Source organism: Meiothermus ruber DSM 1279 (assembly GCF_000024425.1).
Lineage (GTDB): Bacteria > Deinococcota > Deinococci > Deinococcales > Thermaceae > Meiothermus > Meiothermus ruber.
This window is the reverse complement of sequence record NC_013946.1, coordinates 2,141,242-2,166,743: the sequence shown is the minus strand read 5'-3', so window position 1 is coordinate 2,166,743 and position 25,502 is coordinate 2,141,242. Positions and strand designations below refer to the sequence as shown.

The window sequence follows — 25,502 nt, the reverse complement described above, 5'->3', positions numbered from 1 at the left end:
GGCTATACCCTTTTCTGTTCTGCTTCCTTGCGCAGCAAATACCGCTGTAATTTACCAGTCTGGGTGCGGGGCAGGCTCTCGCGGAACTCGATGGCCCGCGGGTACTTGTAAGGAGCAATTTTCTGCTTGACGAAGTCCTGCAGCTCTTTCACCAGCGCGGCCGAAGGCTCCACGCCGGCTCGCAGCACCACATAGGCCTTGACGATCTGGCCCCGCTCGGGATCGGGGGCCCCCACCACCGCGCACTCGGCCACCGCCGGGTGGAGCAGCAGGGCATCCTCCACCTCGGGGCCGGCGATGTTGTAGCCCGCCGAGACAATCATATCGTCGGTGCGGGCCTGGTAGACGAAGTAGCCCTCCTCGTCCACCAGGTAGGCATCCCCGGTGATGTTCCAGCCGTGCTGTACGTAGTTGCGCTGGCGCTCGTCGGCCAGGTAGCGGCAGCCGGTGGGGCCCTTCACCGCCAGGCGGCCCACCCGCCCTGGGGGAAGCGGCTGGCCTGCCTCGTCCAGCACGCAGGCCTGGTAGCCCGGCACGGGTTTGCCGGTGGCCCCCGGCCTGGCCTCTTCCTCGGTGTGGGAGATGAAGATGTGCAGCATCTCGGTGGCCCCGATGCCGTCGATGAGCTCAATGCCGGTGGCCTCTTTCCAGAGCTTACGGGTGGAGGCCGGCAGGGGCTCCCCGGCCGAAACGCACTTGCGCAGCGAGGTGAGGTCGAACTTTTGGGCCTGGGCGGCCATGGCCCGGTAGGCGGTGGGGGAGGTGAAGACCACGCTGGCCCGGTACTCGGCGATAGCCGGGAGCAGAAGATCGGGGCTGGCTTTTTCCAGCAAGACCGAGGAAGCCCCAATGCGCATGGGGAAAAGCACCAGCCCCCCCAGCCCAAAGGTGAAGGCCAGCGGTGGGCTGCCGATGAACACGTCGTCGGGGGTGGCCCGCAGGATGTACTTGCCAAAGGTGTCGCAGATGGCCAGCACGTCGCGGTGGAAGTGCATACAGCCCTTGGGCTGGCCGGTGGTGCCGGAGGTGAAGGCGATCAGGCAGGTGTCGTCACTGGCCGTCTCTACGTTGGCGAAGTGCGTGGGTTTATGGGCCATCCGGGCCTCCAGGCTGCCCCCTTCGCCCCAGTAGACCACCTGTTGCAGGGTGGGGCAGTTGGATCGCGCGTGCTCGAGCTCCTCCCGCAGCCGCCCGTCGCACAGGGCATGCGATATCTGGGCCTTGTTCACTACTTCGGTAAGCTCCTTGGCCCGCAGCAAGGGCATGGTGGTGACCGCAATGCCCCCGGTTTTCATCACCGCAAACCAGGCCGCCACCAGCATGGGGTGGTTGGGGGCGCGCAGCAGCACCCGGTTGCCGGGCACCAGGCCCATATCCTGGGTCAGCACATGGGCGATGCGGTTGGCCTGCTCGAGCAGCTCGGCGTAGCTCCAGCGGAGGCCTGCACCTTGCAGGCAAAGGCGTTCGGGGTGCCGGGCCGCCATCCGGTCGAGCAGCTCGCTGGCGCAGTTGAGCCGCTCGGGATACTGGAGTTCGGGCAGGCTGAAGACCAGCTCCGGCCACTCCGATCTGGGGGGTAGATGGTCGCGGGCAAAGGTGTCAATGTGGGCGCTGTACCCCATCTCCGGTGCCTCCTTTCGCGGTCTGGGTTTCCTTGTAGCGTTTGAGCAGCTCTCTGGCGATGATGAGCTGCTGCACTTCGCTGGCCCCTTCGTAGATGCGCAGGGCGCGAATTTCGCGGTAAAGCGACTCCACCACCTGCCCACGGGTCACGCCCAGCCCGCCCCATAGCTGCACGGCCCCGTCTATCACCTGCTGGGCGTACTCGGTGGCGGTAAGCTTAGCCATGGCGGCCTCCTGGGTAACCCGCTGGCCCTGGTCGCGCAGCCAGGCCGCGCGGTAGGTGAGCAGGGCGGCGGCGTCAATCTTCACGGCCATATCGGCCAGGCGGGCCTGGGTGAGCTGGAAGTCGGCCAGGGTCTGGCCGAACAGGGGCCTTGTGGTGGCGCGAAAAAGCGCCTCGTCCAGCGCCCGCCGGGCAAAGCCCAGCGCGGCGGCGGCCACCGAGGTGCGGAAGATGTCCAGGGTCTGCATGGCGATTTTGAAGCCCTGGCCTTCCTCGCCCAGGCGCTGGCGGGCCGGAATTCGGCAGTGCTCAAACCTTAGCCTTGCCAGCGGGTGGGGGGCGATGACCTCGAGGCGCTCGGCGACCTCGAGCCCCGGCGTACCGGCCTCTACCACAAAGGCCGAGATGCCCTTGGCCCCCTGGCTGCCCGGCGCGCGGGCAAAAACCACGTAAAAATCGGCGATGCCCCCGTTGGAGATCCAGGTCTTCTGCCCGTTCAGGATGTAGTCCCCGCCCTCGGCCCGCGCCTCGGTGCAGAGGGCCCCCACATCCGAACCCGCCTCCGGCTCGGAGAGCGCAAAGGCCGCAATGGACTCGCCCCTGGCTACCGGGCCCAGGTAGCGGGCTTTCTGTTCGGGGCTGCCGTGCAGGGTGATGGCCCCCGAGCCCAGGCCCTGCATGGCGAAGGCGAAGTCGGCCAGGCCCTGGTGGTAGGCCAGGGTCTCGCGGATGAGGCAGACGGCGCGGGTGTCTATCTGCTCGTGCACCCCCCCATAGGCCTGGCCCCCCACCGCGTAGCGCGTCCAGCCCCCCGCGCCCAGCAGCCGGACGAGCCGGCGGCAGGCCTGGTCGGTGTCTTGCGTGGGGTGCGCGGCGAGGTGATGCTTAGCCCAGGCTTCCAGGTCGCGCGCCAGCTCGCGGTGCCGGGGCTCAAAGAAGGGCCAGTCCAGGTAGGCTTGATCCCGCATCAGTCCCCCTCGAAAACAGGCTTCTTTTTCGCCACAAAAGCCCGGTAGGCCCGCTGGAAGTCCTGGGTAGCCATGCAGAGGGCCTGGGCCTGGGCCTCGGCCTCGATGGCTTCGTCGAGGCCCATGCTCCACTCCTGGTGCAGCATCTTTTTGGTCATGGCGTGGGCAAAGGTGGGGCCCTGGGCCAGCATTCGGGCAAACTTGCGGGCCTCCTCGAGCAGCTCCTGGGGCTCGCACAGCCGGTTGAAAAAGCCCCAGGCCAGCCCTTCCTCGCCCATCATCACCCGGCCCGTGTAGAGCAGCTCGGCGGCCCGGCCCTGCCCGATAATCCGCGGCAGCATGGCGCAGGCCCCCATATCGCAGCCGGCCAGCCCGACCCGGTTGAATAGAAAGGCGGTCTTGCTCTGGGGCGTGCCGAAGCGGATATCCGAGGCCATAGCCAGGATGGCCCCGGCCCCGGCGCACACCCCATCCACCGCGCTCACGATGGGCTGGGGGCAGGCCCGCATGGCCTTGACCAGGTCGCCGGTCATGCGGGTAAAGGCCAGCAGCCGGGGCATGGGCATCTGGGTCAGGGGGCCGATGATCTCGTGCACATCGCCGCCCGAGCAGAAGTTGCCCCCGGCCCCGCAGAGCACCACCGCCCGCACATCCTCGGCGTACTGCAAGGCCCGGAAAAGGTCGCGCAGCTCGGCGTAGGACTCGAAGGTGAGGGGGTTTTTGCGCTCGGGGCGGTTGAGGGTGATGGTGGCGACGGCCTCCTCGAGCTGCCACAAAAAATGCTGGGCCTGGTAGCTTGCCAGTTTCACCGGCGGGCCTCCTTTCCGTTGAGGTGGGTTTTGAGTTTGCCCAAAAGCGTGTACATCTGTTCTTTTTCGCTGCTGGAGAGCCCTTCAAAAAGCTCGATCACCCAGCCTTCGTGCTCCTGGGCCATCCGGGCGAACACCTGGCGGCCCAGAGGGGTGAGCTTGACCGTGAAAGCCCGCCGATCCTGGGGGTCGGGCTCACGCCGCACCAGGCCCTCGGCCTCGAGCTGGTCGGTAATCCCGGTGACGTTGCCGGTGGTCACCATCATGCGCTTGGACAGCTCGCTCATCTTGAGGCCCTCGGGGTGGCGCTCGAGCTGGGCCAGCAGGTCGAAGCGGGGCAGGGTGGTCTGGAAGTGTTCCCGCAGCCGGGTGCGAATCTGCCCGGTGATCAGGTTGGTGCAGGTGAGCAGACGCAGCCACAGCTTGATGGCCTGGTGGTGGTCTTCGGCCAGGCGGGTCTCGAGGTCGGGCTTGACCGCCGGCATCTACATCACCTCCCCGCCCGCCACCGCGATGGCCTGGCCGGTCAGGGCTGCCGACCCGGGCATGCACAGCCACAGCACGGCCTGGGCCACCTCTTCGGGCTCGACCAGGCGGCCCTGGGGGTTGTGCCGCACCAGTTCGGCCCGGGCCTCGGTGGGGCTGCGCCCGGTCTTCTGCACGATGGCGGCAAGGCTGGCCTCGAGCAGCTCGGTCTGGGTGAAGCCGGGGCAGACCGCATTCACGGTGATGTTCTTCCGGGCCAGCTCCAACGCCAGCGCGCGGGTCAGGCCGATCACCCCGTGCTTGGCCGCGCAGTAGGCGCTCACGTAGGGGTAGCCCCTGAGCCCGGCGGTGCTGGCGATGTTGACGATGCGCCCCCAGCCCGCGGCCAGCATGCCCGGCAGGGCCGCCTGGGTGCACAGAAAGGTTCCGGTGAGGTTCACTTCGAGCATGGTTCTCCACAGCCTCAGGTCGGTTTTGCCGAAGGGCCGGCTCTCGGCCTGGCCGGCGTTGTTGACCAGGATGTCTACTTTCCCCAGGGCGTGGGACGCGCCCTCGAAGGCCTGCTGCACCTGGGCGGGGTCGGTCACGTCGCAGGTTTCCACGTGAACTTCCGTTGCCAGTTTGCGGGCCTGGGCCTCCAGCTGTGCCCGGCTACGCCCCAGCAGGGTGAGGCGGACCCCCGCACCGGCCAGCGCCGTTGCAATGGCAGCCCCGATGCCGCGCCCCCCGCCGGTTACAACTGCGTGCTTGCCTGCCAGTGGTTTCATCGGATGGCCAGCTCCTCGGCCCGCTCGAGCGAGGCCCGGGCCAGGTTGCGCTCGAGCTGGGCTTTGCCGGATAGGTACTGCTTGGGCCAGCTTATCTCGGTGTAGCCAAGCCGCGCGGCCTGGTTCAGCGTCCAGTGGGGGTCGGCCAGGTGAGGCCGGGCGATGGCGCACAGGTCGGCCCGCCCGGCGGCGATAATCGAGTTCACGTGGTCGGCCTCGTAGATGGCCCCGACCGCCATGGTGGCGATGCCCACCTCGTTGCGGATGCGGTCGGCGAAGGGGGTCTGGTACATGCGCCCGTACACCGGCCGGGCCTGGCGGGTGGTCTGCCCCGAGGAGACGTCAATCAGGTCGCACCCGGCCTCCTTGAACAATCGGGCGATCTCCACCGCGTCGTCGGGGGTGTTGCCGCCGGGGGCCCAGTCGTGGGCGGAGATGCGCACCGAGATCGGCAGGTGCTCCGGCCAGACTGCGCGCAAGGCCCGGAAGACCTCGAGGGGGTACCGGCAGCGGTTCTCCAGGCTGCCGCCGTACTCGTCGGTGCGCTGGTTGGTGAGGGGGCAGATGAAGGCCGAGAGCAGGTAGCCATGGGCGCAGTGCAGCTCGAGCCAGTCGAAGCCGGCCTCCACCCCCCACTGGGCGGCCCGCACAAACTCGGCCTTGACCCGCTCCATATCCTCACGGGTCATCGTGCGGGGGATCTGGTTGTGGGGGCCGTAGGGGATGGGGGAGGGAGCGATGAGCGGCCAGTTGCCCTCGGGCAGGGGTTCGTCCTGGGCCTCCCAACCCACCTGGGTCGAGCCTTTGGGCCCGGCGTGCCCGAGCTGCAGGGCAATCTTGGCATCGGTGTGCTGGTGCACAAAATCCACGATGCGCTTGTAAGCCCGCATGTGGGCCTCGCTGTAGAGCCCCGCGCAGCCCGGCGTGATGCGCCCGTCGGGGGAAGGGGCGGTCATCTCGGTAAAGACCATCGCCGCCCCGCCCAGGGCCCTGGCCCCCAGGTGCACCAGGTGGAAGTCGTTGACCAGCCCGTCCTGGGCCGAGTACATAGCCATGGGCGAGACCACCACCCGGTTCTTGAGGGTCAGGCCCCGCAGCCGGAAGGGGGTGAACATGGGCGGGATGGGCCTGGGGGGCAGGCCGGATTTCTGCGCCAGCCAGCGCTCGTAGCCCTCGAGGTACCGCCGGTCGCGCAGGCGCAGGTTCTCGTGCGAGATGCGCTGGGAGCGGGTCAGGAGGCTATAGGCAAACTGCTCGGCCTCGAAGTGGCTGTAGCGCTCCACGTTCTCGAACCACTCGGTGGAGTTGCGCGCGGCGTTTTGAAGTTTGAGCACCTCCACCTGCCGCACTTTCTGGTAGGCCTCGAGCACCTCGGGCAGGTGCGCCGGTGTATCGCCTAGCCGCTCGAAGGTGCGGGCTAGCTCGATGGCGTCCTCGAGGGCCAGCTTGGTGCCGCTGCCAATGGAAAAGTGCGCGCTGTGTGCGGCGTCGCCCATCAGCACCACCGGCACCGGGCCGTTCCAGTGCACCCAGTTCTGGCAGACCACCCGGGGAAACCGGATCCAGATGGCCGAGCCCCGCAGATGGGCGGCATTGGAGATCAGCCGGTGCCCCCCCAGGTACTTGGCAAAAAGCCGCTCGCAAAAGGCGATGCCCTCCTCCTGGCTCATCCTGTCCAGGCCGGCCTTCTGCCAGACCGTTTCGGGCGTCTCCACAATGAAGGTCGAGGTGTGCTCGTCGAACTGGTAGGCGTGGCCCTGAAACCAGCCCCACTCGGTTTTCTCGAAGGCAAAGGTGAAGGCCGGAAAGGGCTGGTGGGTGCCCAGCCAGACGAAGCGGCACTTGCGCAGCTCAATATCGGGCTGGTACGAAGCTTCATACTTTTTGCGGATGCGGCTGTTGATGCCGTCGGAGGCGATCACCAGATCGGCCTGGTAGACCTGGGCTATGACCTCGTCGTCGGTGACCTCGGTCTGGAAGACCAGGTTCACGCCCAGCTCCCGGCAGCGCGCTTGCAGGATGTTCAGCAGTTTCTTGCGCCCGATGCCGATAAAGCCGTGCCCCTCCGAGCGGATCACCCGGCCCTTGAAGTGCACCTCGAGCGCGTCCCAGCGGTGGAAAGCCCGGCTGATCTGGAGGTAGGTGGGGTGGTCGGCCTTTTCCAGGTTGCCCAAGGTCTGGTCGGAAAACACCACCCCCCAGCCGAAGGTGTCGTCCGGGCGGTTGCGCTCGAGCACCGTGATCTGGTGGGCGGGGTTTTGCTTTTTCATCAGCAGGGCGAAGTAGAGCCCCGCCGGCCCGCCGCCGATGCAGACAATCCTCACCGCCGCCTCCTTAACGCCGCTTGCTGGTTGGCTCCCCGGGTCTGCTTCATGGTTACCCCGCTTTTGCTTTAAGCCTAAAATATTTAGCTATAAGATAAAAGATTGCAAGACAGGTTACAAATAACGGGAAATAAACACCACCCAGAGGACGATCGGCCGAGCCTGTCGAAACCGACCGCCCAAACGGGCTGAGCGGGTTAGCGCCGGAGGGCCCGCCAGACCTTTTCGGGGGTGAGCGGCATGTCCAGATGAGCGATGCCCAGCGCGTCCAGCACCGCGTTCACCACCGCCGGGGTGGCGGCGATGGCCCCGGCCTCGCCCACGCCCTTTACCCCCAGGGGGTTGGTGGGGGAGGGGGTCTGGTGGCGGTGGGGCTCCATGGGGGGCATCTGGTCGGCTTTGGGCAGGGCGTACTCCAGGTAGTTGGCGGTGCGGTTCTGCCCTTCCTCGTCGTAGATGATGCCCTCGTAGAGGGCCTGCCCGATGCCCTGGGCGATGCCGCCGTGCTGCTGGCCCTCGAAGAGCAGCGGGTTGACCACCACCCCGCAGTCGTCCACCGCCACATAGCGCAGGATGCGCACCTGGCCGGTCTCGGGGTCTACCTCCACCACGGCCAGATGCGCCCCAAAGGGGTAGTTGGCGTCTTTGAGGGCAAAGCTGGCCTGGCCCTCGAGCCCCGGCTCCAGGCCGGGCGGCAGCTTGCGGGGGTTGAAGGCAGTGGCGATGATCTGCTCCATGGGCACGGCTTTGTCGGTGCCGCGCACCCCCCAGCCCTGCTCGAGCAGCTCGATATCCTCGGGGGCGGCCTCGAGCAGATGGGCGGCAATTCGCGCCACTTTATCGCGCACCAGGTCGGCGGCTTTCAGCACGGCCGAGCCCCCCACCGAAAGGGTGCGGCTGCCGGCGGTGCCCATGCCGTAGGGAACTGCCAGGGTATCGCCCTGCACCACCCGGATGCGCTCCGGTGGCAGGCCCAGCCGTTCGGCCACAATCTGCACAAAGGCGTTCTGGGTGCCCTGGCCGTGGGGCGAGGTGCCGGTGAAGATCACCGCGCTGCCGTCGGGGTTGATGCGCACGCCGCCGGTCTCCCAGCCGTACCCGGTGATCTCCACATAGCTACAAAGCCCGATGCCCAGCAGCCGGCCCTGGCTTTTGGCCTGGGCCTGCTCGGCGCGAAGCTGGGGGTAGTTGCTGACCTCGAGCAGCTTTTGCAACACCTCGCCATAGGCCCCGGAGTCGTACCTGGCGCCGGTGCGGGTTTTGTAGGGGAAGGGCCCGGTAATGAAGTTTTTGCGGCGGATCTCGGCGGGGTCGAGGCCCAGCGCCCGCGCACCCATGTCCATCAGGCGTTCGAGGTAGTAGGTGGCCTCGGGCCGCCCGGCCCCCCGGTAGGCCCCGGTGGGGGTGGCGTTGGTGTACACCCCCAGCATCTCCAGCTCCAGTGCAGGAATCTCGTAGGGCCCCTGCAGCATCAGCATGGTGCCGGGGGCGTTGCCCAGGGTGGTCTCGAGGGCATAGGCGCCCAGGTCGGCCACCACCCGCCCGCGCAGCCCCAAAATTTTTCCCTCGGCATCGAAGGCCATCTCCAGCTCGGCCACCTGGGCCCGCCCGTGGATGGTGGCCCCAAAGCTTTCGCCGCGCCCCTCCACCCAGCGCACGCTCCGCCCCAGGCGACGGGCCAGATAAGCCACCAGAATTTCCTCGGGGTAAACGTTAATTTTGGCCCCAAAGGCCCCGCCCACATCGGGGGTGATCACCCGCACCTGGTTCTCGGCCAGGCCCAGCTTCTCCGCCACGGCGCTGCGCAGGTCGTGGGGCATCTGGGTGCTCGACCAGACCGTGAGGGCCTCGCGGATACCGTCCCAGCTTGCCAGTACCCCCCGTGGTTCCATGGCGCTGGGGGCCACCCGCTGCTGCACCAGCCGCCCGCCCACCACCGTATGGGCGCGGGCGAAGGCCTCGGCCACCTCGCCCGCAACGGTCTTGCGGGTCAGGGCCACGTTGCTCGGGAGTTGGGGGTGGATGGCGGGGGCTGTTTCGGCCTGCAGGGGCTCGGGGTAGGCCGGCAGCGGCTCGTAGTCCACAAACACCTGCTGGGCCGCGTCGTGGGCCAGGGCCTCGGAGGTCGCCAGCACCGCCACCACCGGCTCCCCGGCGTAGCGCACCCGTTCACGGGCCAGCAGCGGATGGGGGATGCCGTGGGCATCGCGCGGTGCCGAGGCCGGGGCGTACAGCTCGGGGAGGTCGCTCGAGGTGTATACCCCCACCACGCCGGGGCACTTCAGGGCCTCGCTGGTGTCCACTGAGAGCAGCCGGGCGTGCGCGTAGGGGCTGCGCACCAGGGCCAGGTGCAGCAGGTTTTCGGAGGGTAGGTCGGCCAGGTACCGCCCCTGGCCCCGCACCAGCTTGCCGTCCTCTTGGCGCTTCATGGGTTGACCGATGTAGCGGTTCGACATGGCGATATGTTACCCACAAACCTCGAGGAAATGTGGGGTTGGGCGTATGCTGGGGGCGCTATGCCAACCCACACCTTCGAGCCCACCCACTACCACCACACCCTGGGTACCCACCCGCCGGTCTTGCGCATTGCGCCGGGCGATACGGTGCAAACCACCTGCGTGGATGCGGCCGGCCAGGATCGGGATATGCGGCCGGTTACCCCCCGGGGGAACCCCATGACCGGGCCTTTTTACATTGAGGGCGCCGAGGTGGGCGACACCCTGGTGGTTCGGCTGGAGAAGCTCAGGCCCAACCGCCGCCGCGGGTGGTCGGGGGTGGTGCTGGCCGCCAACGTGGTCGACCCCGAGGACGTGCCCCGGCTGGCCCAGGCCCAGGGGGCGCAGCGCTGGCTGGACTGGGACGTGGACCTGGAAAAGCAGACCGCCCGGCTGGCCTCGCCGGTGAGGGGCCTGGAGGGGCTCGAGCTGCCCCTCGAGCCCATGCTGGGCTGCTTTGGGGTGGCCCCCAGCCGGGGCGAGGCCATCTCCACCGCCACTTCGGGGCCGCACGGGGGCAATATGGACTACCGGGGCTTCAAAGAGGGGGTCACGGTCTATTTTCCGGTAGGGGTGGAGGGGGCTCTGTTCTTCCTGGGCGACGGGCACGCCCTGCAAGGGGATGGTGAAATCGCCGGGACTGGCATTGAAATTTCGATGGATGTGCAATTTTCGGTGGATCTCATCAAGGGACAGGCCATCCGCTGGCCCCGGGGTGAGGACGCGGAGCACATCTTCACTGTGGGCAATGCCCGTCCCCTCGACCAGTGCGTGCAGCACGCCACCAGCGAGATGCTCCGCTGGCTTACCGGCCCCTACGGCCTGGACATCCAGAGCGCCTCACAGCTGATGGGGCAGTGCGTCCGGTACGATCTGGGCAACATCTTTGACCCGGCCTACACCATGGTCTGCAAGATGCCCAAGAAACTCCTGGAACGCCTGGGCCCTACTTAGGCATGGTGCGGCGCAGCAAGTCCTGGATAATCTGGTCTACCCGCAGGCCCTCGAACTGGGCCTCCTCGGTCAGGAGCAGCCGGTGCGAGAGGGCCGGTCTGGCCGCGTTGTGCAGATCGTCCCACTCCAGGTGGGCCCGGCCTGCCAGGTAAGCCAGGGCTTTAGCCAGATTGAGCCAGGCCTTGGCCCCGCGCGGCGATAGGCCCATGCGCAGGTGTTTTTCCTCGCTGGCGAGCTGGGCGGTGTTGGCGATGGCCTCGAGGGCGGGCTGGCTCACCACCACCTGTTGCGACTCGGCACGGGCTTTTAGCAAGTCCAGGCCTTCTACTGGCTCAGGCAGCGCGGGTTCTTCCGAAAGAATCCGCACCCAGGTGGCCCGGGGCGGGGCCTGGACGGCAATCTTGGACATAAAGCGGTCGAGCTGGGCCTCGGGCAGGGGGTAGGTGCCCTCGAGCTCCAAAGGGTTCTGTGTAGCCAGCACCAGAAAGGGCTCGGGCAGGGCGTAGCGGGTTCCACCCACCGTGACCCCCCGTTCCTGCATGGCCTCCAGCAGCGCCGACTGGGTTTTGGGGGTGGCCCGGTTGATCTCGTCGGCCAGCACCACCTGGGCGAAGAGGGGCCCCTGTCGGAAAACAAACCGCCCATCCTCCAGAATCTCGGTTCCGGTCACGTCGGCGGGGAGCAGGTCGGGGGTGAACTGGATTCTCCGGTACGAAAGCCCGCTGGCCTCGGCAAAGGCCCGGGCCAGCAGGGTTTTGCCCAGCCCCGGCAGCCCTTCCAGCAGGGCGTGCCCACCCGCTACGGCGGTGGCCAGCAGCTCGCGGATGACCTGCTCCTGCCCAAACAGCACCTGAGTGAGTGCGGTTTGTAAGGCGGTTAAGTGAACTCGAGCGTCGCTCACGGGCCCATACTACCCACAGCCTGCTGCCCCTATACAGGCCCTAAACCGCAATTGGGCCTGTGGCTTGACCCGGGGGGCCTGGGCGGGCAGAATCGGGCTGTGTGGATTCTGGGTATAGACACCTCCTGCGACGATACCGGGGTGGGATTGGTGCGGGATGGGGTGGTGGTGGTCAACCGGGTGGCCTCGCAAACCCTTTTGCACCAGCGCTACGGGGGGGTGGTGCCCGAGCTGGCCTCGAGGGAGCACACCCAGGTGATTGACGGACTGGTGCAGCAAGCCCTGGGCGAGGCCGGTCTGAAGGCCGCCGATCTCGACCTGATTGCGGCCACCCGCGGGCCCGGCCTGATCGGGGCCTTGCTGGTGGGCTACACCTACGGCAAGGGACTGGCCTTTGCCTTGGGCAAACCCTTTGTGCCGGTGCACCACCTGGAAGGCCACATCTACGCCGCACTGGCCGAGCACCCCGAGGTCGAACCGCCGTTCCTGGCCCTGATCGCCTCCGGCGGCCACACCCACCTGTTCGAGGTGCCCGCGTGGGGCACCTACAGGCTCCTGGGGGCCACCCTGGACGATGCCGCTGGTGAGGCTTTCGACAAGGCCGCGCGGCTTTTGGGCCTGGGCTATCCGGGTGGGCCGGAAATCGAGCGACTGGCCGAGCAGGGCGAGCCCGGCAGGGTGCCGCTGGCCGTGCCGCTCCAGGGTCAGGAAGGGTTTGCTTTCAGTTTCTCGGGCCTCAAGACGGCGGTGGCCCGGGCCCTGGAAAAGGGCCACGCACCCGCCGATATTGCCGCCCGGTTTCAGCAGGTGGCGGTGGAGCACATCGTGCAGGTGGTGACCCGGGCCGCCCGGCACACCGGCCTCTCGACCGTGCTGGTGACCGGCGGGGTGGCGCAGAACACCGCGCTAAAAACCCAGTTACAGGCGGCGGGCCTTCGGCTGATGTTCCCCCCCAGGGGCCTCGCCACCGACAACGGGGCCATGATTGCCCTGGCGGCCTGGCGCACCCACGCGCGCAGCCCACACAACCCCATGGCCCTTCCGGCGGCGGCCTATCTGCCTCTGGGCTCGGCCTAACCTCCTTTGCGCAAGGCCACCAGCTCGGTTACGTTTTCGCCGTCGCGGGTTTTCTGGATGCTTTTGACCAGGCCCACGTTCTCGGCGTACCAGCTCGTGCCCTGGCTTTCGAAGTTGAAGGGAATGCTCAGGGGGCCGGCTTGGGCGCGCAGGCGGGTGGCAAAGGTGGTCTGCAGCTTGTAGGCCACAAAGCGGCCCGCCGGGGTGGTAACGGTCTCCTGTGCCACCACCCGGTAGGTGGTCTCGAGCGTCCCACTGATGTTGAAGCGCAGCGGCCCCTGCTGCCCGGTGCCCTGTACCTCCAGCACCAGCTTCCAGCTACTGCCCACGGCCCAGCGGTCGTAATCCGGGACGGCCACACCCGTTACCTTGACCACCTTCAGGTCGTAGCTCACCGGCTGGGCCCCGGCCTCCACCCGGCCACCCCCCTGGGTACCAAAGTCCACCGGGGCGATGCCCTCCGGGGTGCAGCGGTAGGTGGTTTCTTCTGCTCCACTGGCGCTCTGGCGCACCTGCACAAAGCTGTTTTCGGTAATACTGGTTTTGCGAATCGAGTAAGTGAGGGGGCGTTCCCCCGTCACACGGTACTGCCATTCCCAGCCGGGGCGGGCGGGGGCAAAGGGCTGGTCGCAGAGCTGGGCCAGGGCCGGACTGCCGAGCAACAAGACCCACAACAGGGCGCGCATACGCCCAGTGTATACGCGACCGCGCTATTCTCATCCGGACAGGGTACAATCGCATTTGGTTATGTTGGCCTGGATTAATAAGCTGTTGGATAACAACGAACGCAAGGTGGCCCGCTACTGGAAAGAGGTGGTGGCCCCTGTCAATGCCCTCGAGGACGAGGTCTCGAAGATAGAAGACCTCGCCGCCGAGTACGCCAAGCTGCGCGAACAGCACGCCCAGGGCGCGAGCCTCGACGAACTGCTGCCCCGCGTCTTCGCCCTGACCCGCGAGGCCTCCAAGCGGTTCCTGGGCCTGCGCCACTACGACGTGCAGCTCATCGGGGGGGCGGTCTTGCACGAGGGCAAGATCGCTGAGATGAAAACCGGGGAGGGCAAAACCCTGGTGGCCACCCTGGCCGTGGCGCTCAACGCCATCACCGGCAAAGGGGTGCACCTGGTCACGGTCAACGACTACCTGGCCCGGCGCGATGCCGAGTGGATGGGGCCCATCTACAAGGGGCTGGGCCTCTCGGTGGGGGTGGTGCAGAACCACTCGAGCCCCGAGGAGCGCCGCAAGGCCTACCTCTGCGACGTGACCTACGTGACCAACAGCGAGCTGGGCTTCGATTACCTGCGCGACAACATGGCGGTCTCCCCCGAGCAACTGGTGCTGCGCCACGACACCCCCCTGCACTACGCCATCATCGACGAGGTGGACTCCATCCTGATTGACGAGGCCCGCACCCCGCTCATCATCAGCGGCCCCGCCGAGAAGGCCACCGACATCTACTACCGCATGGCCGAGATCGCCAAGAAACTCGAGCGCGGGGAAAAACCACCGGTGGGCACCAAGGGCGAACCCACCGGTGACTACACCATCGAAGAGAAGCAGAAAGCCGTGCACCTGACCCTGCAGGGCATCGCCAAGGCCGAGAAGCTGCTAGGGGTGGAGGGGCTCTTCAACACCGAGCACATGGAGCTGGCCCACATGCTCACCCAGGCCATCCGGGCCAAGGAGCTCTACTTCAAAGACCGCGAATACATCGTGCAGGACGGCCAGGTCATCATCGTGGACGAGTTTACGGGCCGCCTGCAGCCGGGCCGCCGTTTTGGTGAGGGGCTGCACCAGGCCATCGAGGCCAAAGAGGGCGTGAAAATCGAGCGCGAGAACCAGACCCTGGCTACTGTTACCTACCAGAACTTCTTCCGCCTCTTCGAGAAGACCGCCGGCATGACCGGCACCGCCAAGACCGAGGAGAAAGAGTTCCAGGAAATCTACGCCATGGACGTGGTGAGCATCCCCACCAACCGTCCGGTGATCCGCCAGGACGCCCCCGACGTGGTCTACCGCTCGGAGAAGGGTAAGTTTTTCGCGGTGGTCGAAGAAATTGCCGAAAAATACGAGAAAGGCCAGCCGGTGCTGGTGGGCACCATCTCGGTGGAGAAGTCCGAGCGGCTTTCGGCCATGCTCAAAGACCCCCGCCATTACCTGCCCCGCCTCGAGGCCCGCGCCCAGGCCCTGGCCAAGGCCATCGAGAAGCAGAGTGGCCCCGAATGGGATCGCCTGAAGAAGGCCCTCGAGCGCCCCGCTTCCCTGCGGGATAGCGAACTCGAGGCCCTCGAGTCCACCATCCCCCCCAAGGGCAACATCCGCACCGCCTGGGATTACCTGAAGCGAGCTGTGCACACCCTCGAGCTCATCCGCAAGGGCATCCCCCATCAGGTACTGAACGCCAAATACCACGAAAAAGAGTCCGAGATCGTGGCCCAGGCCGGCCGCAGCAAGACCATCACCATCTCCACCAACATGGCCGGGCGCGGTACCGATATCAAACTGGGGGGCAACGCCGAGTACCTGGCCGCCGACCTCTTGCGCAAGGAGGGCCTGGAGCCCCGTTCGGAATGGCGCGTGGAGCTCTTCATTAAAAAGCTGGTGCAAGGCGCCGAGGAAGAGGCCCTCAAGCTAGCCGCCGAGATCGGCGTGCGCCAGTCGGTGATTGACGAAATCCGCCGCCTGCGCGATACCTGCGCCGCCGACGAGGTGCGGGTCAAGGAGCTGGGCGGCCTGCACATCATCGGTACCGAGCGCCACGAGTCCCGCCGCATTGACAACCAGCTCCGCGGGCGTTCGGGCCGGCAGGGCGACCCCGGCAGCAGCCGCTTTTACGTCTCCTTCGACGACGACCTGATGCGCCTGTTTGCCTCCGAGCGCATCATCGCCATGCTCGACCGGATGGGCTTCGACGACTCCGAGCCCATCGAAAACCAGATGGTCACCCGCTCCATCGAGCGGGCCCAGAAGCGGGTGGAAGACCGCAACTTCGATATCCGCAAGCAGTTGCTGCGCCTCGACGAGGTGATGGCCCGCCAGCGCGAGGTGGTATACGCCCAGCGCCGCAACGTGCTCCTGGGCAGCGACGAGGTGGTGCGCGAGGGGGCTTTAGCCATGATCGAGGACACCGTGGATGCGGTGGCCTCCAACTACCTGAACCCCCAGCAGCACCCCGACGACTGGGATATCGAAGGGCTGCGCTCGAGCCTCGTAGATTACATCCCGGCCCTGGGCGACTTCGACTTTGAAGCACTGCGCAAGCTCAAGGCCGAAGAGGGCATCGAGCGCCTGATTGAGGCTGCCCGCACCGCCTACGAGGCCCGCGAGGCCGAACTCAACCGCCAGGGCCCCGGCCTAATGCGGGCGGTGGAGCGCTTCGTGACCTTGCAGGTGGTGGACAACGCCTGGAAGGAGCACCTGCACAGCATGGACGTGCTCAAGCAGGGCATCTTCCTGCGCGGCTACGGCCAGCGCGACCCCTTCCAGGAGTACAAGCTCGAGGGCACCCGCTTCTTCAACGAGATGATCGCCAGCATCAAGAGCGAGGTTACCAAGTTCCTCTTCCGCCTGCAGGTAGAGGTGAACCAGCAGCCCACCCCGGCGCCGGTGGCCGAAGGGGTTGAGTACAGCGGTTCCGAGACCACCGCTCCGCAGGCCAGCCGCGACCCCTTTACGGTGCGCCGCCAGCAAAAAGCGGCCTCGGCCTACTCCGGCCTGAGCCGTGCCGAACGCAGAAGGCTCGAGCGCGAGGAGAGAAAGAAAAACAAAGGGTAGTTTGTGAACCCATGCAAAGGTCGGCTAGCGGGTTGCGAGCCGGCCTTTCGGGTGGGCTCTGGCCCGTACACCAAAACCGCTTTGGGTTAGGATAGCGGGGTGATCTTCGGGTATAGCTTTGTGATTCAACACCACCGCCGGCCCTTGCGGGGTTTGCGGGTGCCCCTGCGGGTGGCCCACCTCTCCGACCTGCACATTGGTTTTTTTATCCGCCAGGGCTCCGTCCGGCGCTGGGTGGAGGCCACCCTGGCCCAGGAGCCCGACCTCATCGTGATTACCGGTGACCTGACCGACTCCGGGCGAAAGCACCAGGTGCTGCCCACCCTGGCCGAGCTGCAAAAGCTCCAGGCCCCGCTGGGCACCTGGGCGGTCTGGGGCAACCACGACTACCGCTTTAATGGCTACCAGCCCAGGTACCCAGACCGGGTGGCTGCTTTCGGAAAGTCCAGCGCTAGCCCGCCCAAAGTGCCGATGCTGCCGCCACGTGACCTCGAGGCCTCCCTCAGAGAGCTGGGCATCCATTTCCTTCACAATGCGGGAACTCAACTCAGAACGGATCTTTACCTGGCCGGCGTGGAAGACCTGTGGCACGGCGAGCCCGACGTGGACAAAGCCCTGGAAGGGTATCGGGATGATGCCGCTTGCTTGCTGATCTGCCACAACCCGGACTACCTGTACCAGGTGCCCAGGTCGGTTGACCTCACGCTGTGCGGTCACACCCACGGGGGCCAGGTGGTGCTGCCCTGGTATGGCCCGGTCTTTACCTCCTCGCTGTACGGGCAGAAGTTTGCCGGGGGCTGGGTAGACGACCCGGTGCCGGCTTTTATCTCCAGGGGCCTGGGGGTCTCCACCGCGCCCTTGCGGGTGGCCTGCCCTGCCGAGCTGGTGATTCACGAGTTTGTACCAGTGCAATAGCTTCTCTCTAGCGCACCTTGTAGCCGATGCCCTCCAGAATCTGGCGGGCCTGCTCGCGTTCTTCGGGGGTGGCAAAGCCCATGCGGATGGCCCCCCCTTCGTCGCGGATGGCCAGCACCTCGAAGTTTTTGATATTCACCCCGGCGTTGCCCAGTGCGGTGGAGACGGTGGCGATTTGCCCCGGTTTGTCGGGCACCTGCACCACCAGTTCGTTCATCACCGGCAGCAGGCTGCGCTTGACGATGGGCAGCGAGTCGCGGGTGCGCTTGGCCTCCAGGGCCACCTCGAGTAAATCTTCGGGCTGCTCGAGCAGGTTTTCCAGCTCCAGCATCACCGCCCACAGGTCTTCGATGGCCGCGCGCAGGGCCTCTTTGTTGGCTACCACCATGTCCCGGCTCATGCGGGGCGAGCCCGAGGCCACCCGGGTTAGGTCGCGGAAGCCCCCCGCGGCCAGGAACATCAGCAGATCCTGGTGAGGATCCTGGGCCACCAGCCGGTTCAACCCCACCGCCAGCAGGTAGGGCAGGTGCGAGATGCGGGCCACCAGCCGGTCGTGCAGACCCGGGGGCATCTCCAGGGGATAGGCCCCCAGGTTCTGCACCAGGCTGCGCACGGCCTCGAGGGCACTCGGGGCTGTGCCGGTGGTTGGGGTAATGACCCAGACGGCATTCTGCAGCAAACCGGCGTGGGCCGCCTCCACCCCGGCTTTTTCGCTACCGGCCATGGGGTGGGAGCCCACAAAGTTGGGCAGAACCCCGGTGAGCGCCTCCACCACCGGCTGCTTGACGCTGCCCACATCGAACCAGATGGTGCGCGGGCTGGCAAACTGCGCCAGCTTCCGGCCCTCGCTGACCAGCACCCCCACCGGAGCGGCCAGCACCCCGAGCTCGAGGTCGCCCACCCAACTGCCCAGCGAGGCGTGTACCCTGTCCACCACCTGAAGGGCCAGGGCATCCTCGAGGGCTCCAGGGTCGGGGTCGTAGGCGTGAATTTCCTCGGCTAAAAAGCGTTCGCGCAGCCCTAAGGCCACGCTGCCACCCAGGAGTCCAATGCCAAAAATGCCGACTTTACCAAACAAGGGCTTCATCATAAAGCGAAGGGCTTGGTGGTTCAGGCGGGCTCGAGGGCGCGGGTTAGCCGGCGTCCCAGGGCCGGCAGCAGGGCCTTTACCCGGCTCATCATATCCGCAAACTGGGCTTCGTTGAGCTGCTGGGCTGCATCGGACTGGGCTTTTTCGGGTTCGGGGTGGGTCTCCACGATGAGCCCATCGGCGCCGGCGGCCAGGCCTGCCAGCGCCAGGGCGGTCACCCAGTCGCGCTTACCGGCGGCGTGCGAGGGGTCGATCCAGACCGGCAGGTGGGTCAGGCTTTTCAGTACCGGCACCGCCGAGACATCCAGGGTGAAGCGGGTGGACTTCTCGAAGGTGCGTATGCCGCGCTCCACCAGAATGACCCGCATATTGCCCTGGGCCAGCACGTACTCGGCCGACATCAGAAACTCCTCCAGGGTCATGCTCATGCCCCGCTTGAGCAAAACCGCCCGCCCCGACTGCCCGGCGGCCTGCAAAAGGGCGAAGTTTTGGGCGTTGCGCGCGCCAATTTGCAGCACGTCGGCATAGGTGGCCACCAGGTCGACCTGCTCGGGGGAGACCACCTCGGTCACCACGGGGAGGCCGGTCTGCCGGCGGGCCTCGGCCAGAATTTCCAGCCCTTCCTGGCCCATCCCCTGGAAGCTGTAGGGTGAGGTGCGGGGTTTGAAGGCGCCGCCCCGAAGCATCTGGGCGCCGTGCTTTTTCACATACCGGGCCGGGGTGAGGGTTTGCTCGAGGCTTTCCACCCCGCAAGGCCCCGCGGCAATCATCACCTCACCGCCGCCGGTGGCCCCGGTATCCCAGCGCAGCACGGTGGGTTTGGGGGAGACCTCGAGGGAGGCCAGCTTGTAGGGCTTGGAGATGGGAATAACATCCTGCACAGGCGATAGCGCGCGGAAATGCTCGATGAGCTCCGGGGTCGGCCCCTTGCCAATGGCCCCGATCAGGGTGGTGTGTTCCCCCTCGGAGACGTGGGGCCGGTAGCCCACCCGGCGCACCTCGGCCACCACCGACTCCACTTCTTGAGGCCCCGAACCGTGTTTCAAAATGATCAGCATTGCCTGACCTCCTTTGCACACAAAAAACTTCCGGGGATTTGGAACTCCCCGGAAGCATTGGTGCGATAAACGCCTACACAGGCCTCACGGGGACGACAGGCCAATAAAAGTACCCATAAAAGTGGGTATTTTGGCTTGCGAAACCCCTCGAGGTCTGCATATGCCAGTGAGCATATTGGCCCGGCCGGGGGTTTGTCAACCCGCACGCATAGGAGTGATGGCTAAGGTGCAGCGGGAGATGCAGACCAAACGCCCCTGCTCGTCACGAATCTCCACGCTCCAGACGGCTGTGGTGCGGCCGCTGTGCAGGGGAGTGCCGGTGGCTGTGACCTTGCCGGACTGCATGGAGCGCAGGTGGTTGGCGTTTATTTCCATGCCAAAGCTGGTATGGCCCTCGGGGGCGGCCAGGTACGCACCGATGCTGGCCACCGTCTCGGCCAGCGCCACCGAGGCCCCGCCGTGTAGGTAGCCAAAGGGCTGGTGCAGCCTGGGGGTTACCTCCATCTCGGCCACCACTTTTTGGGGGGTGGCTTCCAGGATGCGGATGCCCAGGGTTTTGACCAGTGAGTCGCGCTCGAGCTGGGTGGGGTCGATCTTGCTCATGGCTTATAGCCTACCGCACCTTTACAAAAAGCAAGAAGTCTGTTACAGTATATGTTTGCCTGGGGGCGTTCCGGTTTCGACAGGGGCTCTTGAAGGCAGTACGGCGTGTCGAGGTAGCCCATGGCCTCGTAAAAATGGGCAAAGCCATAACTGGCAACGTCCGTAGCAACAGCTACGCCCTCGCTGCTTAAGCCAGCGACGTTCTTCAGAAGCCCAGCCGATGGCGTACTGAATGAACGATCCAAAGTCGGCTAGCTCGAGGCAAGGCTCCGTAGCCAAGAGCGAACCCTTCGCGGAGCTTGGTTCAGGCCCGCTGTTGGTGGCGCAAGCCTGAACGACAACTAAACACCAACTACACACGTAGATGTCTGCTGGATAGGCTTCTGGACGCGAGTTCGACTCTCGCCGCCTCCACCAAATGTCGCCCGTGCAACCGCACGGGTTTTTTCCTTTAAGGGTGTTGCGCCACAGGGGCTTGCAGGCGGCCACGCAACGGCCGGTACTGGAAAAGATAAAACTCTGCTGCCAGCACCAGCGCGGCCAGCAGGGCCAACCAGGGGGCCATCTCTACGGTAAGCGCGGGGGGTAAGGGCCGGTCGGGGCTGGGGCGGGGCAGCAGGGTTTCGTTAGCGTTGAGAAGCCCCCGCCGGAGCTCGCCCCGGGGGGCGATCAGGTTGTAGAGCAGCACCGGAAAGGCCGGGAGGTCTTGCAGGCTTTCGGCGGGGGGCAGGTACAGCCCGTTGGGGTGGTACCAGGCCAGGGCCTGACCGGTCTCGCTGGAGGCCAGGGGCCGCCAGCCAGGGGCCTCTGGGCGGGGTGGGATGCGCAGGCTGTAGCCCACCAGCTCGACCCCCCGCAGGTAGGGGAGGGTGCGCTCCACATCGAAAACCGGGGCCTGTCCGCGGGCTTGTTCAGCAAAAAACACCGTGAAACGGCTGGGTGAACGGCGGGGTGTGCCGATCTCGAAGGCGATCTCAGCGGGGCTGCCCCGGCTGGTGCCCAGCAGCGCCAGGAGGCGCTCGAGGGCCGGTGAGCGGCCCGATACCTCGACCCGTACCAGCCGCCTGGAAAAGCCGGCCTCGTTGTCCAGGGCCAGGGCGTCGCTCCCAACGATGCGCGCAGAGGGCGTGCTCGAGGGTACCTCGAGGCTGGCGTAGCCGCTGGCTGGCACCTCGAGCGTATAGCGCCGACCATCCACCAGCACCTCGCCCCGCCACAGCCCGGGCCCTGCATTGGCCAGCGCCACAAAGCCGGGCCCAATAGCGGTGATGCCCACATTGCTACCGTTGCCGGCCACGTTGAGGTAGCCGTCGGTCTGGGGTGGGGGGGGTTGATCCGTAATGGTCAGCACCGGGGCACTGGGCAGCTGGGCCCGGCCCCTGGCAATGGCCGCTGGCAGGTCGGCGCCGGTTGCTGCCGGCTGGAGGTTTGCCAGTTGGTTTAGCAGGCTGCGCCCTGGGGCGGGGCCAAAGGTCTGCACCTGGCTGCTGGCAACGACCAGAACCGCTCGAGGGGAGGCCGCCAGGCGTTCACGGGCCAGGGTTTTCGCGCGCTCGAGGCGGCTGGGGGCTACGTCGGTGGCCGCCATCGAGGCCGAGACGTCCAGCACCAGAACCAGCTCACCCGGACGATCCAGCGAGACCCGGGGCGCGGTCAGGGCGAGCCCAGCCAGCAGGGCCGCCAGCAGCAGCATGGCGAGCCGCAGGTCGAAGCGGCGGCGGGCCCGGCCTTTGCGGATGGCTTTTTGCCAGAGCCATAGCCCGGCGGCGTTGCGCAGCGGAGGCTGCCGGCGCCGGTACCACAACCACACCAGCCCCAGTACCAGGGGTAGCAACAGCAGGGGCCAGGGCAGACCAAACGCAACCTGCACCCTCTTAGCATAGGGCGATGGAGCGAATTGGTCGACTAAAGAATGCCCGTACTCGGGTTTAAGCTGGTTTACCAGCGCACCTCGTAGAAGCCGCGGCCCACCAGGGTGTTGCCTTCGACCACCGTATAGGAAAGCCCCAGCCCAAAGCGCTGACCCACCCGCTCGAGGAAATTGGTAAAGGAATCCACTATTTCGCGCTCGAGCGCGTCGGCCTGATCGCCAATGGTAAGCGGCAGCAGCTCGCTCAGCGACCCAAACTGTTGCTGCAGGATGGCCCCCTGGTTGGTGAAGGTATAGCTCACCGCGTTGGCGGGTATGCGCACGCGGAAGCGCTGGAAGCCCGGATCTGTGCGCCAGGTGGGGTTTTTGACGGCGGCCAGGGCGCTTTTGCTGGTGGCTAGGATCAGCCGGTTGGCCTCGAGCTTGTAGTACAGCACCCCACCCAGCCCCACCTCCACGGCCTTGAACTCACCCTCGTTGCCCAGCACCTTGAAACCGCCCTGGCCCTCGGGGCTCGAGAAGGCCGCCAGGCTTTGCAGCAGCGCCAGTAAGTTGGCCTCGGCCGTCGGGGGATCGCGCAGCTCCCAGTAGATCAGGCTGTGACCCAGCAGGCCCTCGCCCAGTCCGTCCCGCGCAGGGGGCGGCCCTTGCACCGTTACGGTTGCGAAGCGGGCCCCAAACGCCCTCAGGTCTAGGCTGAGGCGCAGGTCAAACTCCCGCAGCAAGCCGGGCAGGTAGGCCCCCAGCCGGCTGAGGTCAAACACCCCCGTCGAGACCGAGAGGCCCCTGGGCAGATCGGCTGCGTTGTAGGGTTGTGTTTTGGGCAACAACAGGTTGGCCAGGGCGGGATCGGCGCTGGGGTTTAGCTCCAGGCGGGCCTCATCGGTGTAGCCGCCGGCTGTAAGCTGGATGGCATAGCTAAAGCGACGGAAGGTTTGGATGGCCCCCAGGGCTCGAGGGGGCAGACCCAGGCCTCGAACGAGGCTTTGTGGAAGGCTGCCCCACAGCACAAGATCCCCCCGCACCGGGGCTTGCAGGCCCCGCCGGTTCTGTAAGAACAGGCGGGCGTACTTGGGGGAGGCCATAAACACCAGCTCGCGGCTGAAGCCCATCTCGACCTCGCCGTCCCCCCCCACCAGCCAGCCGCCCTGGGCCCGCAGGCCTTTGGCCTCGCGGCGCAGGGCCTGCATGGCCTCGGCGCTGGGGCGGGCAATCACAAAAAAGCCATCGGTATAAAGCGCTGCTGCCAGGCCTCCGGCGGCAATTCCCAGAAGCGCTGCGTCGGAACCAGCTTGTTGCCGCAGTTCGCGGTTGAGCAGGGCTTCCATCCCGCTCTGCTTCCAGTCGGCGGCCAGCCCGCTCAGGTAACGGCTACCGCGCAGATCGTTCAGGTAAAAGCCGGCCACCGCCCCTGGGGGGGCCAGTGCGATGAGGTTCTGAGCCAGGGCCGGGCCGAGCAGTAACAGCAGAAAAATCATCAAGCGGGCCATGATTCCCATGTTACTAGACCAGGCCCCAGAGGCTGTGGTCTTTTAGGGCTGGGTCTAGGCTTCAGCTTTCTGCCGTTCGGCGATCACCTTCTGGGCCAGGTGGGGGGGCACCTCGGCGTAGTGGGAGAACTCGAGGCTGTACGCGCCGGTGCCCTGGGTGAGCCCCGACAGGGTGCGGCTGTACTCGAGCAACTCAGCCAGAGGAGCCTCGGCGCTCACCACGGTCAGGGCGCCTTCCTGATCCATGCCCAGGATGCGCCCACGCCGGGACTGCATATCCGATATAACATCGCCCACCCGATCCTGGGGAACAAAAATCTTCAGGGTGTAGATGGGCTCCAGCAGGGTGGGGCTGGCCTGGGTGACCACGTTTCGGAAGGCCAACTGGGCGGCCAGTTGGAAGGCCATATCCGAGCTGTCCACCTCGTGGTAGGAGCCGTGGTACACCACAGCCCGGAAGCCGATGACCGGATAACCCGCCAGCGGCCCGGTTTTGGCAGCTTCCTTGATGCCTGCCTCTACTGATTCCATGTACTTGGTAGGGATCACCCCGCCGGTAATCTCCCAGACAAACTCGTAGTCGGGGTGGGGCTCCAGCCGCAGCCAGACATCGCCGTACTGCCCGTGCCCGCCGGTTTGCTTTTTGTGTTTGCCCTGCCCTTCGGCCTTCTTGCGGATGGTCTCCCGGTAGGGGATTTTTGGGGGGCGGCTGATGATTTTGACCCCATAGTCGGCCAGGCGTTCCTTGGCGGTCTCGAGGTGCAGGTCGCCCATGCCCCACAGAATTTGTTCACCAGTTTCCGGGTTGCGCTCGAACTTCAAGCTGGGATCCTCTTCCAGCAGTTTGCGCAGGGCGTCGCCGAGTTTGGCCTCGTCGGCACGCGACTCGGGCGTAATAGCCACCATTGCCACCGGGTCGGGCAGGCGGGCCGAGGGCAACTCCAGGCGTTCCCCCTGCCAGAGTTCCATGCCTTTGTGCAGGCTATCGGCTTTGGGCAGGGCCAGGATGGTTCCGGCCTCGGCCTCCTCGAGCTCGATTAAATCCTTGCCTTTGGCGGTGTAGAGGTGGGCCAGCCGAACCGTGCCATTATCTGACTGCAAGGTGTCGCCGGCCCTGAGCTGGCCGCGGTACAGCCGGGCAAAGGCCACCTGCCCCATGAAGGGATCCACCTGCACTTTGAACACCTTGGCGGCTGGGCTGCCCTGTCCCCAGCACTCTTCGGGGGAGGGGAGGGCCTCGAGGAACAGGTCGAGCAGCATATCCAGCCCAATCAGCGCCCCCGCAGAGCCGATGGCGACCGGGAAAACCTGGCCTTTGCGCACGGCCTCGTGGAAGGCCCTCGAGAGGGCCACCTCCTCCACTTCGCCGCCCTCGAGGTACTTCTCCAGCAGGCTTTCATCGGTCTCGATGATGGCCTCGCGGGCTTCGTTACGGTATTTTTCGACCTGGGCTTTCTGGTCTTCGGGAATGCTGGTAATCACCGGGCGGCCCTTGTCGTAGCGGAAGGCCCGGTCGTGCAGCACGTCAATCAGCCCAACCCACTGCCCGTTTTCATAAAGCGGCAGGTGGGCCGGGAGGATGTGCCCTAGCGTGGAGCGCAGATCCTCGATCAGCGCAAAGAAATCGCCCCCTTTTTCCAGCTTGGTGACCACCACCATCCGGGGCAGCTCCAGCCGCTCGGCCACCGTCCAGGCCCGCTCGGTGCCAATCTGCACCCCTGCTTCTGCCGAAACCGCCACCACCGCCGAGTCGGCGGCCTCCATGGCACCCCGAATTTCACCCACAAAATCGCTGTAGCCTGGGGCGTCGAGCAGGTAAACGCGGTGTCCCTGGTAGGTCAGGGGCAGCACCGCCGTGCGAACCGAGACCCGGTGGGCTTTTTCCTCCGGGGTGTAGTCGGAGGTGGTGCTGCCCTCTTCTACCTTGCCCATGCGATCCTTGCCCCCGGTGAAGTACAGAAGCGCCTCACCAAGGGTGGTTTTACCGCTGCCGCTGTGCCCCACGAGGGCGACAGTGCGAATCATGGTTGACCTCCTTGTGGCCTCAGTATAAGGCTTTGGAGGAGACAAAAATACCC

At 66.1% G+C, this 25,502-nt stretch carries 19 protein-coding genes and 1 other RNA gene; 5 read left to right on the top strand and 15 right to left on the bottom strand.

Annotation, left to right across the window (positions count from 1 at the left end; all coding sequences use genetic code 11):
• Positions 1-2: 2 nt before the first annotated feature.
• From MRUB_RS10680 to MRUB_RS10650, 7 genes are all read right to left on the bottom strand, one after another.
• A complete protein-coding gene (locus MRUB_RS10680; protein WP_013014368.1) occupies positions 3-1,622 on the bottom strand; it encodes an AMP-binding protein in 1,620 nt (539 codons plus the stop codon).
• Positions 1,600-2,814, bottom strand: coding sequence for an acyl-CoA dehydrogenase family protein (locus MRUB_RS10675; RefSeq protein WP_013014367.1), 1,215 nt, complete (start codon positions 2,812-2,814; stop codon positions 1,600-1,602). Before MRUB_RS10675 ends, MRUB_RS10680 begins: the two co-directional genes overlap by 23 nt.
• Positions 2,814-3,623, bottom strand: coding sequence for an enoyl-CoA hydratase family protein (locus tag MRUB_RS10670; RefSeq protein WP_013014366.1), 810 nt, complete (start codon positions 3,621-3,623; stop codon positions 2,814-2,816). Before MRUB_RS10670 ends, MRUB_RS10675 begins: the two co-directional genes overlap by 1 nt.
• On the bottom strand, positions 3,620-4,108 hold the full coding sequence (locus tag MRUB_RS10665) for a MarR family winged helix-turn-helix transcriptional regulator (RefSeq protein WP_013014365.1): 489 nt from the start codon (positions 4,106-4,108) through the stop codon (positions 3,620-3,622). Before MRUB_RS10665 ends, MRUB_RS10670 begins: the two co-directional genes overlap by 4 nt.
• Positions 4,109-4,876 carry an SDR family NAD(P)-dependent oxidoreductase gene (locus tag MRUB_RS10660; protein WP_013014364.1) on the bottom strand — a complete coding sequence of 256 codons (768 nt, stop codon included), beginning with the start codon at positions 4,874-4,876 and terminating at the stop codon, positions 4,109-4,111.
• A complete protein-coding gene (locus MRUB_RS10655; RefSeq protein ID WP_013014363.1) occupies positions 4,873-7,200 on the bottom strand; it encodes a bifunctional salicylyl-CoA 5-hydroxylase/oxidoreductase in 2,328 nt (775 codons plus the stop codon). The genes MRUB_RS10660 and MRUB_RS10655 overlap by 4 nt, the downstream gene beginning before the upstream one ends.
• 197 nt (positions 7,201-7,397) lie before the next feature.
• Positions 7,398-9,656, bottom strand: a complete 2,259-nt coding sequence (locus MRUB_RS10650; protein WP_013014362.1) for a xanthine dehydrogenase family protein molybdopterin-binding subunit — start codon at positions 9,654-9,656, stop codon at positions 7,398-7,400.
• Between the two features lie 60 nt (positions 9,657-9,716).
• On the opposite strand from MRUB_RS10650, the gene MRUB_RS10645 reads away from it, so the two are divergent.
• On the top strand, positions 9,717-10,649 hold the full coding sequence (locus tag MRUB_RS10645) for an acetamidase/formamidase family protein (RefSeq protein ID WP_013014361.1): 933 nt from the start codon (positions 9,717-9,719) through the stop codon (positions 10,647-10,649).
• Here the strand turns inward: MRUB_RS10645 and MRUB_RS10640 are convergent.
• A complete protein-coding gene (locus tag MRUB_RS10640) occupies positions 10,642-11,550 on the bottom strand; it encodes an AAA family ATPase (RefSeq protein WP_036198533.1) in 909 nt (302 codons plus the stop codon). The two genes, MRUB_RS10645 and MRUB_RS10640, sit on opposite strands and share 8 nt — an antisense overlap.
• 99 nt (positions 11,551-11,649) lie before the next feature.
• On the opposite strand from MRUB_RS10640, the gene tsaD reads away from it, so the two are divergent.
• Complete coding sequence (tsaD, locus tag MRUB_RS10635; protein WP_013014359.1) at positions 11,650-12,627, top strand: tRNA (adenosine(37)-N6)-threonylcarbamoyltransferase complex transferase subunit TsaD; 978 nt, start codon at positions 11,650-11,652, stop codon at positions 12,625-12,627.
• Here the strand turns inward: tsaD and MRUB_RS10630 are convergent.
• Positions 12,624-13,313, bottom strand: coding sequence for a TapB family protein (locus MRUB_RS10630; RefSeq protein ID WP_013014358.1), 690 nt, complete (start codon positions 13,311-13,313; stop codon positions 12,624-12,626). The genes tsaD and MRUB_RS10630 overlap by 4 nt on opposite strands.
• A 61-nt stretch (positions 13,314-13,374) precedes the next feature.
• Between MRUB_RS10630 and secA the strand changes: the two genes are divergently transcribed.
• Both secA and MRUB_RS10620 read left to right on the top strand, forming a co-directional pair.
• Positions 13,375-16,398, top strand: coding sequence for a preprotein translocase subunit SecA (gene secA / locus MRUB_RS10625; RefSeq protein WP_013014357.1), 3,024 nt, complete (start codon positions 13,375-13,377; stop codon positions 16,396-16,398).
• A 99-nt stretch (positions 16,399-16,497) separates the two neighbouring features.
• Positions 16,498-17,313 carry a metallophosphoesterase gene (locus tag MRUB_RS10620; RefSeq protein WP_013014356.1) on the top strand — a complete coding sequence of 272 codons (816 nt, stop codon included), beginning with the start codon at positions 16,498-16,500 and terminating at the stop codon, positions 17,311-17,313.
• Between the two features lie 7 nt (positions 17,314-17,320).
• Here MRUB_RS10620 and MRUB_RS10615 read toward each other — a convergent pair whose 3' ends face one another.
• The 3 genes from MRUB_RS10615 to MRUB_RS10605 all read right to left on the bottom strand — a co-directional run bounded on the left by MRUB_RS10615 (position 17,321) and on the right by MRUB_RS10605 (position 20,064).
• The gene (locus tag MRUB_RS10615; protein WP_036200047.1) at positions 17,321-18,400 is read right to left on the bottom strand and encodes a prephenate dehydrogenase/arogenate dehydrogenase family protein; all 1,080 of its coding nucleotides are present in this window, start codon (positions 18,398-18,400) and stop codon (positions 17,321-17,323) included.
• A 23-nt stretch (positions 18,401-18,423) separates the two neighbouring features.
• Positions 18,424-19,461 carry a 3-deoxy-7-phosphoheptulonate synthase gene (gene aroF, locus MRUB_RS10610; protein ID WP_013014354.1) on the bottom strand — a complete coding sequence of 346 codons (1,038 nt, stop codon included), beginning with the start codon at positions 19,459-19,461 and terminating at the stop codon, positions 18,424-18,426.
• A gap of 195 nt (positions 19,462-19,656) precedes the next feature.
• On the bottom strand, positions 19,657-20,064 hold the full coding sequence (locus tag MRUB_RS10605) for a hotdog fold thioesterase (protein WP_013014353.1): 408 nt from the start codon (positions 20,062-20,064) through the stop codon (positions 19,657-19,659).
• 61 nt (positions 20,065-20,125) lie between these two features.
• Between MRUB_RS10605 and ssrA the strand changes: the two genes are divergently transcribed.
• Positions 20,126-20,481: a transfer-messenger RNA gene (ssrA, locus tag MRUB_RS15625) on the top strand.
• 34 nt (positions 20,482-20,515) lie between these two features.
• On the opposite strand, the gene MRUB_RS10600 is transcribed toward ssrA, so the two are convergent.
• The 3 genes from MRUB_RS10600 to MRUB_RS10590 all read right to left on the bottom strand — a co-directional run bounded on the left by MRUB_RS10600 (position 20,516) and on the right by MRUB_RS10590 (position 25,449).
• The gene (locus MRUB_RS10600) at positions 20,516-21,934 is read right to left on the bottom strand and encodes a vWA domain-containing protein (RefSeq protein WP_013014352.1); all 1,419 of its coding nucleotides are present in this window, start codon (positions 21,932-21,934) and stop codon (positions 20,516-20,518) included.
• A gap of 68 nt (positions 21,935-22,002) precedes the next feature.
• Complete coding sequence (locus MRUB_RS10595; RefSeq protein WP_015586804.1) at positions 22,003-23,424, bottom strand: hypothetical protein; 1,422 nt, start codon at positions 23,422-23,424, stop codon at positions 22,003-22,005.
• Between the two features lie 54 nt (positions 23,425-23,478).
• Entirely contained in the window at positions 23,479-25,449 is a 1,971-nt protein-coding gene (locus MRUB_RS10590) for an elongation factor G (RefSeq protein ID WP_013014350.1), read from the bottom strand.
• Positions 25,450-25,502 lie beyond the last annotated feature (53 nt).